Here is an 8,023-nt window from a genome sequence, read left to right on the forward strand (position 1 = left end):
CGGCAGCCGCCCGCACCACGAACCGGCAGAAGGAACCGCATCCGCATGGACCGCCTGGACAACACCATCCGCCCCTACGCCTGGGGCTCCACCACCGCCATCCCCGCCCTCCTCGGCGTCGAACCGAGCGGTGAGCCGCAGGCGGAGATGTGGATGGGCGCCCACCCGGGCGCACCCTCACGCACCGAGCGCGGCACGCTCGTCGAGGTCGTCGACGCGGACCCGGAGCAAGAGCTCGGCGCGGCGGCCGTCGCCAAGTTCGGCCCTCGGCTGCCCTTCCTGCTCAAGATCCTCGCCGCCGGCGCCCCCCTCTCCCTCCAGGTGCACCCCAACCTGAAGCAGGCCAAGGAGGGTTACGAGGACGAGGAGCGCCGCGGCATCCCGGTCGACGCCCCGCACCGCAACTACAAGGACGCCAACCACAAGCCCGAACTGATCTGCGCGCTCACCGAGTTCGACGGCCTGTGCGGCTTCCGCGAACCGCTCCAGGCGGCCGACCTGCTGGCCGGCCTCGGCGTGGACTCCCTCAAGCCGTACGTCGACCTGCTGCACGCCCACCCCGAGGACGCCGCCCTGCGTGAGGTCCTCACCGCGATCCTCACCGCCGACCCGGAGGAGATGCGGCACACGGTCGCCGCAGCCGCCACCGCCTGCACCCGCCTCGGCGGCGCGTACGCCCCCTACGCGGACATCGCCCACCACTACCCGGGCGACCCCGGCGTCCTCGCCGCCATGCTCCTCAATCACGTCCGCCTGCAGCCCGGCGAGGCCCTGTTCCTCGGCGCGGGCATCCCGCACGCGTATCTGAACGGCCTCGGCGTCGAGATCATGGCCAACTCCGACAACGTCCTGCGCTGCGGCCTGACCCCCAAGCACGTCGACGTCCCCGAACTCCTGCGCATCGTCCGCTTCGAGGCGAGCGATGCGGGCGTACTGCGCCCCGAGGCATCCCCGGACGGTGAGGAGGTCTACGAGACCCCGATCGACGAGTTCCGGCTGTCGCGGTACGTCCTGCCCGAGGGCGGCGGCCGCCACGACCTCACCCGCGACACGCCGCAGATCCTGCTCTGCACGGCCGGTACGGTGCGGGCGGACGGACACGAACTTCTGCCCGGCCAGTCGGTGTTCGTCGCGGCAGGAGAGAAGGCCGAGGTGTCCGGAGCGGGCACGATCTTCCGCGCCACTGTGATCGTATGACCGGGGTTGTGGATACCTGAGGGGTCGTTGCCGGGCGGTGCTGCAAGAATGGCCAACCGGCAAAGGACGGGCAAAGGCGGCGGGCGAGGGCCCGGCCGGCAGCAGGTACGTAGGCGAAGGGACAACGCGGACACATGAGCGCGTCAGGCGGCACCAGGGCGATCGTGGCGGCACTCGGCGCCAACCTCGCGATCGCGGCATCGAAGTTCGTGGCGTTCGCGTTCAGCGGTTCGTCGTCGATGCTCGCCGAGGGCGTCCACTCGCTCGCCGACTCCGGGAACCAGTTCCTGCTGCTGATCGGCGGCAAGAAGGCCCAGCGCGAGGCCACCCCGCAACACCCCTTCGGCTACGGCCGCGAGCGGTACATCTACGCCTTCCTGGTCTCCATCGTCCTGTTCTCCGTGGGCGGCATGTTCGCGATCTACGAGGGCTACGAGAAGATCCGCCACCCGCACCAGATCGAGCACTGGTACTGGCCGGTGGGCGTCCTCGCCTTCGCGATCATCGCCGAGGGCTTCTCCTTCAGAACGGCCATCAAGGAGTCGAACGAAACGCGGGGCACGCTGTCCTGGGCGCAGTTCATCCGCCGCGCCAAGGCACCCGAGCTGCCCGTCGTCCTCCTGGAGGACTTCGGCGCCCTCATCGGTCTGGTCCTCGCGCTCGGCGGCGTCGGCCTCGCCCTGCTCACCGACGACGGCGTCTGGGACGGCATCGGCACGGTCTGCATCGGCGTCCTGCTCGTCCTGATCGCCCTCGTGCTGGCCTCCGAGACCAAGTCCCTGCTGCTCGGCGAGTCCGCGGGCACCGAGGAGGTCAAGCAGATCGAGGCCGCCATCGTCGACGGCAAAACGGTCACCGGCATCATCCACATGCGCACGCTCCACCTCGGCCCCGAGGAACTGCTGATCGCCGCCAAGATCGCCGTACAGCACGACGACACCGCCGCCGAGGTGGCCTCCGCCATCAACGCCGCCGAGGCCCGCATCCGCGAGGCCGTCCCCATCGCGCGCGTGATCTACCTCGAACCGGACATCTACAGCGAGGCGGAGGCGGCCAAGGGCCCCGACCGCGAGGCCACCCCCGGCGGTCCCACCCCGCACCCCGCCGGCCACTGACAGCACGCCACCGACGAGCGTCGTCGTACGGGGAAGGGGGAAGGGCCCGCCGAACGCCCGGCGGGCCCCTTCGTCAACCTGCACGGCCATGTCACACCTGCACAGCCCACGGCGGAGGCGGAGGCACCACCACACGCTTGCGTACGGCCACTGCCGCGATCCCGAGCCCGATCCCGGTGAGCGCCAGCGCCAGACCCACCAGCGCGGCCACCCCGAGCACCGCCGGCTCGGTGTAGTCGTCCGTCACCCGGCCCCGGACCGCGCTCACGGGCACGGTCCCGTCGTGGTCGGAGGCGAAGAACCGCGAGTCCGCCGAATCGGTCCGGTGATCACCGAGCATGAAAAGCCGCCCCTTCGGCACCTTCACGTCGTACCGCGCGCCCACTCCGTCCGCGATGCCGTCCGCGACGTACGGCTCGGCGAGGGGCTTGCCGTTGACGGTGAGCCGCTCGTTCTGGCCCTGGCCCGTGCAGCACACGATGTGATCGCCGCCCACACCGATGACGCGCTGCATCACAGGCGCGTCGAAGCCGTAGCGGTCCGGCGCGGAGTAGAGCACCACATCACCGCGCCGGACCTCGGTGCCCTTCACGCGCTCGTACATCAACTGCTGCCCGCGCTTGTACGTCGGCGCCATGCTGCTGCTCGACACCGTGCTCCCGTGGAAGCCGGTCCACAGCGCCACCGCGGCCACCACCGCCAGCACCACCCCCAGCGACCCCAGCACCCCTGCCCATATGCCGAGCTTTCGCGCCCCGCTCATCGCCACTCCCTCCCCACGCGGAACATCCGCGCCGCGCAGAGGGTAGCGGCCGTCTGTGAACCCGCTGAGCGGGCCCGCGCCCTCGCGTCGGCTCGATCTGTTCGTAGGTGGACTGGGGACGCCCGGGCCTACCGGTGTAGCTTGGATGGGAGCCAGACGTCGCTGCTGATGGCGGTCGGGCGGTCCCGTGCGGACCGACCGAGGGAGAGAGGGCCTCCGACGGACTGCGCTGCGCGCACGCGGACATGCCTTGTGTCCTCTTCGGGCACCCCTGTGTCCGCCGCCGCGCAGAACAGCCGTACCCACCTCGCCCCGATCCCGAGGAGCAGCTCGCAATGACGACTGTCGACAACCGACAGGACTTCAAGGTCGCCGACCTCTCGCTGGCCGAGTTCGGCCGCAAGGAGATCACCCTCGCCGAGCACGAGATGCCCGGCCTGATGGCGATCCGCAAGGAATACGCCGAGACGCAGCCGCTCGCCGGCGCCCGCGTCACCGGCTCCCTGCACATGACGGTCCAGACCGCCGTGCTCATCGAGACCCTGGTCGCCCTCGGCGCGCAGGTCCGCTGGGCCTCCTGCAACATCTTCTCCACCCAGGACCACGCGGCCGCCGCCATCGCCGTCGGCCCGAACGGCACGCCCGACAACCCGCAGGGCATCCCGGTCTTCGCCTGGAAGGGCGAGACCCTGGAGGAGTACTGGTGGTGCACCGAGCAGGCGCTGACCTGGCCGAACACCCCCACCGGCGGCCCGAACATGATCCTCGACGACGGTGGTGACGCCACCCTCCTCGTCCACAAGGGCGTCGAGTACGAGAAGGACGGCAAGGTCCCCTCCGTCGACACCGCCGAGTCCGACGAGCACCGCGTCGTCCTCGAACTCCTGCACCGCACCATCTCCGACGGCTCCCAGAAGTGGACCCAGCTCGCCTCGGAGATCCGCGGCGTGACCGAGGAGACCACCACCGGCGTCCACCGCCTGTACGAGATGCAGCGCGACGGCGTCCTGCTGTTCCCGGCGATCAACGTGAACGACGCCGTCACCAAGTCGAAGTTCGACAACAAGTACGGCTGCCGCCACTCCCTGATCGACGGCATCAACCGCGCCACCGACGTCCTCATCGGCGGCAAGACCGCCGTCGTCTGCGGCTACGGCGACGTGGGCAAGGGCTGCGCGGAGTCCCTGCGCGGACAGGGCGCCCGCGTGATCATCACCGAGATCGACCCGATCTGCGCGCTCCAGGCGGCCATGGACGGTTACCAGGTCACGACGCTCGACGAGGTCATCGACAAGGCCGACATCTTCGTCACCACGACCGGCAACAAGGACATCATCATGGCCTCCGACATGGCCAAGATGAAGCACCAGGCCATCGTCGGGAACATCGGCCACTTCGACAACGAGATCGACATGGCCGGCCTCGCCAAGATCCCCGGCATCGTCAAGGACGAGGTCAAGCCGCAGGTCCACACCTGGACGTTCCCCGACGGCAAGGTCATCATCGTGCTGTCCGAGGGCCGCCTGCTGAACCTGGGCAACGCCACCGGCCACCCGTCGTTCGTGATGTCCAACTCCTTCGCAGACCAGACCCTGGCCCAGATCGAGCTGTTCACCAAGCCCGACGAGTACCCGACCGACGTCTACGTGCTGCCCAAGCACCTCGACGAGAAGGTCGCCCGCCTCCACCTGGACGCGCTCGGCGTGAAGCTGACCACGCTCCGCCCCGAGCAGGCCGCGTACATCGGCGTGCAGGTCGAAGGCCCCTACAAGTCGGACCACTACCGCTACTGAGCGGCGTGGTTCCACCCTGGTGAGCGCGTCGGTGCGCTGACACGCTCACCAGCAGCAGTACCTCCGAGGCAGGCCCCCGCACCCCCGTGCCGGGGGCCTGCCCCTTTGACCGCTGTGCCCGGACCAGCCCGTCAAGACCCAGGACCCCCATGCCCCGCGGCCGTTATTCGCTTCACGATCCGCACGATCACACCCCCGTCGCTGAAGAGCACTTCCAGTGCGCCCCCGGCCCCACCGGCTGGCGGTATGTCTCCCGGCTGACCGACCCGTCGGGCGGCCAGACCGGCTCCGTCGACCTCGCCCTCGACGAACTCGGCCGTCCCATCCGCCTGGAACTCCATGCCGCGGACTGGCAGGTCCGCGGCGCCGCCATCGACGGCGTCACCTGGGTCCGTACCGACTCCACGGGGACTCATGCCACCGAAGGCAACGTGCGCGCCCACGCCTTCACCGGCACATCCCCCGCGTTTCTCATCGCCACCGCCCGTCTCCTGCGCCTCACCCCTTCCGCCGCGGCAACCCGCGTACGCCTCGTCGCCTTCACGGACCCCGTCCTCGCCCCGCGCACCGTGGACCAGTCCTGGGCTCTGGTGAACAGCGAAACACACGCCACTGACAACGCCCCCCTGACCGTGGACGAATACCAGGTCACAGCCCTGGACACGGGCGAACAGTACGTCGTGCACATCGCCGGCGACGTGGTACTCGCAGCGCCCGGCATCGAGCTGGAAGACCTCGAATCCCCACCGTCGACATTCTCGTGAGGCGGTCCGAGCGAGTGAGCAGGAGGGGCTACGCGGGCGGCGCGAACCCGGTGGACGCCTCGGACTCCGCAGAGCCGTCGGCCTCGGCGACGCCGCTCGCCCCGTCGACGCGGCGGCTGACCGGGGGCACGGGCACGTTCTGCGCCACCGTGGGAGACCACGCGGGAGGCTCGTAGGAGCCCGGCGCACCGACAGCCGAACTCCCGGCAGCCGAGCCCCCGGCCGCCGACCCGTTCGCGTACGCCCGCCGCACTTCCCGGGCCTGCCGCTCCTGCATCACGGCCGCCAGAAACGCCGCCGGCGGAATGCCCTGCGGGATCGGCGCCCCCGTACGATCCGCGAGATCCGAGGCGAGCCGCTCCGCCATGGCCCAGCCGACCTGCGGGTCCAGCTGCTGCATCCGCGTCAGGTACTGACGGACGGCGAGCCACAACCCGTCCGGTACGGCGGACAGATCAAGCTGCGAGAACCTCCCGGCCAGCCAGGGCGGCGGTGGAGGCAGAAAGCCCGTCCGCGCGAACGGCACCCGCTCCCGTACGACGAGAGTCCCGGCGAACACATCACCCAGCCGCCGGCCACGGGCCGACACCAGGGACGCGATACAGGCGACGACCCCGAACGTCATCAGGATCTCGACGACCCCGATCCCCCCGCGCACCAGCGCATGCCGGAACCGGATCGGCCCGCCGTCGTCGCGCACCACCCGCAGCCCACAGGCCATTTTCCCGAGAGACCGTCCATGGCTGAGCGTCTCGACCGCGATGGGCCCACCCACCAGCACCAGTACGAAGCAGGCGATCGACACCGCGATCTGCGCAGCATCGTCCAGCGAGGCCGTGGCCGCGACGAGCGCGATGGTCAGAACGATGTAGGCGACCACGGCCACGCCCAGGTCCAGCAACACGGCAAGCGCCCTGCTGGGCAGCCTCGCGGGGCGCAACTCCAGCGCCACCGCCTCGCCCGTCACCAGCTCACTCACGCCCGTCGTCCTTCCTCCGGCCTGCCTCTTGAACGGTCAGTCTGCCAAGCTGTGGGCGCATCGTGCCCCAGTACGACAAGCTGACACCACGATGAGCCGCCGACGAACAGCCGAGGAGCAGGAAGACCGATGGACCTCGACGTCTTCGTCACGACCCACCGAGCCGAGTGGGACCGCCTCGACGCGCTCCTCAAGCGCCAGCGCCGCCTCACCGGTGCCGAGGCCGACGAACTCGTCGCGCTCTACCAGCGCACGGCCACCCATCTCTCTCTGATCCAGTCCAGCGCCCCCGACCCCCAGCTGACCGGACGACTCAGCCAACTCGTGGCACGCGCGCGTAGTGCCGTCACAGGAACCCGACGCGCCTCCTGGCGCGACGTCACACGCTTCCTCGCGTACGGATTCCCCGCGGCGGTCTACCGATCGCGCCGCTGGTGGGTCCCCACCGCGCTCCTGTCCACGGTCATAGCCATCATCCTGGGGTGGTGGATAGGCACGCACCCCGAGGTGCAAGCCACCATCGCGGCCCCGAGCGAACTACGGGACCTCACCCGGCCCGGAGGCCAGTACGAGACGTACTACTCGAGCCATCCCGCGGCGTCCTTCGCCGCCCAGGTGTGGACGAACAACGCCTGGGCCGCCGCCCAGTGCCTGATCTTCGGCGTCTTCCTCGGACTGCCCGTCTTGTGGATCCTCTTCCAGAACATGCTCAACCTGGGAGTCGGCTTCGGCCTCATGTCCTCGGCAGGCCGACTCGACACCTTCCTCGGCCTGGTCCTCCCGCATGGCCTGCTCGAACTGACCGCGGTGTTCGTGGCCGCCGGCACTGGACTCCGCCTCGGGTGGACCCTCATAGACCCGGGCCCCCGCTCCCGGCGCACAGCTCTCGCCGAAGAGGGACGCGCCGCCGTAGCCATGGCGATCGGCCTGGCGCTCGTCCTCTTCGTCTCCGGCGCCATCGAGGGGTTCGTGACCCCGTCGGGCCTGCCCACCTGGGCCCGCATCGGCATCGGCATAACCGCCGAGCTCACCTTCCTCGCCTACGTCTTCGTCCTGGGCGGCCGAGCCGCACGAGCCGGCGAGACCGGCGACGTCGCGGCAGTCGAGCGCAGCGCCACGGTGCCTACGGCCGCCTGATGTGCGGACACGCCCACTGAGCTGTTAGTCTCTCCTTCGCCCCACAGGTGCCGTTGACACGGCACTAACGGGGAGGTAGATTCGAACAGTTGCCTAGAAACGGGTTCAACCCTGTTGGCAGCAGTGAGTGTCTGTCTGCTTCATGGAAGCACTGATTCCAGAGAAGCCCTTCCTGATGAATCGGAAATAAGCGGCCGGTCAGTCCGGCCCGAAAGTTCTGATAAAGTCGGGTCTGCCGGAAAGGGAAACGCGCAAGCGGAAACCTGGAAAGCGCC

Annotated in this window: 7 protein-coding genes; 5 read left to right on the forward strand and 2 right to left on the reverse strand. The window is 69.6% G+C overall.

Annotated elements, in window-relative coordinates:
* Positions 1-45: 45 nt before the first annotated feature.
* Positions 46-1,197, forward strand: a complete 1,152-nt coding sequence (manA, locus tag JYK17_RS37585; protein ID WP_108008124.1) for a mannose-6-phosphate isomerase, class I — start codon at positions 46-48, stop codon at positions 1,195-1,197.
* A gap of 134 nt (positions 1,198-1,331) precedes the next feature.
* Positions 1,332-2,312: a cation diffusion facilitator family transporter gene (locus JYK17_RS37590; protein ID WP_108008122.1), complete on the forward strand. Its 981-nt coding sequence runs from the start codon at positions 1,332-1,334 to the stop codon at positions 2,310-2,312.
* Positions 2,313-2,403: 91 nt separating this feature from the next.
* Here JYK17_RS37590 and lepB read toward each other — a convergent pair whose 3' ends face one another.
* On the reverse strand, positions 2,404-3,075 hold the full coding sequence (gene lepB / locus JYK17_RS37595) for a signal peptidase I (protein ID WP_108008120.1): 672 nt from the start codon (positions 3,073-3,075) through the stop codon (positions 2,404-2,406).
* A 335-nt stretch (positions 3,076-3,410) separates the two neighbouring features.
* Here lepB and ahcY point away from each other — a divergent pair, with 335 nt between their 5' ends.
* Together ahcY and JYK17_RS37605 are read left to right on the forward strand one after the other, a co-directional pair.
* Positions 3,411-4,868, forward strand: coding sequence for an adenosylhomocysteinase (gene ahcY, locus JYK17_RS37600; RefSeq protein ID WP_128802113.1), 1,458 nt, complete (start codon positions 3,411-3,413; stop codon positions 4,866-4,868).
* A gap of 149 nt (positions 4,869-5,017) precedes the next feature.
* A complete protein-coding gene (locus JYK17_RS37605; RefSeq protein WP_108008116.1) occupies positions 5,018-5,632 on the forward strand; it encodes a hypothetical protein in 615 nt (204 codons plus the stop codon).
* Positions 5,633-5,660: 28 nt separating this feature from the next.
* Here the strand turns inward: JYK17_RS37605 and JYK17_RS37610 are convergent, their stop codons facing one another.
* The gene (locus tag JYK17_RS37610) at positions 5,661-6,611 is read right to left on the reverse strand and encodes an RDD family protein (protein WP_108008114.1); all 951 of its coding nucleotides are present in this window, start codon (positions 6,609-6,611) and stop codon (positions 5,661-5,663) included.
* Positions 6,612-6,740: 129 nt separating this feature from the next.
* On the opposite strand from JYK17_RS37610, the gene JYK17_RS37615 reads away from it, so the two are divergent.
* Positions 6,741-7,748 carry a stage II sporulation protein M gene (locus tag JYK17_RS37615; protein WP_222812152.1) on the forward strand — a complete coding sequence of 336 codons (1,008 nt, stop codon included), beginning with the start codon at positions 6,741-6,743 and terminating at the stop codon, positions 7,746-7,748.
* The last annotated feature ends 275 nt before the right edge of the window (positions 7,749-8,023 follow it).

Origin of the sequence: Streptomyces plumbidurans (assembly GCF_019857225.1) — a bacterium.
GTDB lineage: Bacteria > Actinomycetota > Actinomycetes > Streptomycetales > Streptomycetaceae > Streptomyces > Streptomyces plumbidurans.

What these genes read in the sequence shown, in the direction of transcription:
- JYK17_RS37590 (WP_108008122.1), top strand. Translation starts at nt 1,332, where the DNA reads ATGAGCGCGTCAGGCGGCACCAGGGCGATCGTGGCGGCACTCGGCGCC.
- JYK17_RS37615 (WP_222812152.1), top strand. Translation starts at nt 6,741, where the DNA reads ATGGACCTCGACGTCTTCGTCACGACCCACCGAGCCGAGTGGGACCGC.
- lepB (WP_108008120.1), bottom strand. Translation starts at nt 3,075, where the DNA reads ATGAGCGGGGCGCGAAAGCTCGGCATATGGGCAGGGGTGCTGGGGTCG.
- manA (WP_108008124.1), top strand. Translation starts at nt 46, where the DNA reads ATGGACCGCCTGGACAACACCATCCGCCCCTACGCCTGGGGCTCCACC.
- JYK17_RS37605 (WP_108008116.1), top strand. Translation starts at nt 5,018, where the DNA reads ATGCCCCGCGGCCGTTATTCGCTTCACGATCCGCACGATCACACCCCC.
- ahcY (WP_128802113.1), top strand. Translation starts at nt 3,411, where the DNA reads ATGACGACTGTCGACAACCGACAGGACTTCAAGGTCGCCGACCTCTCG.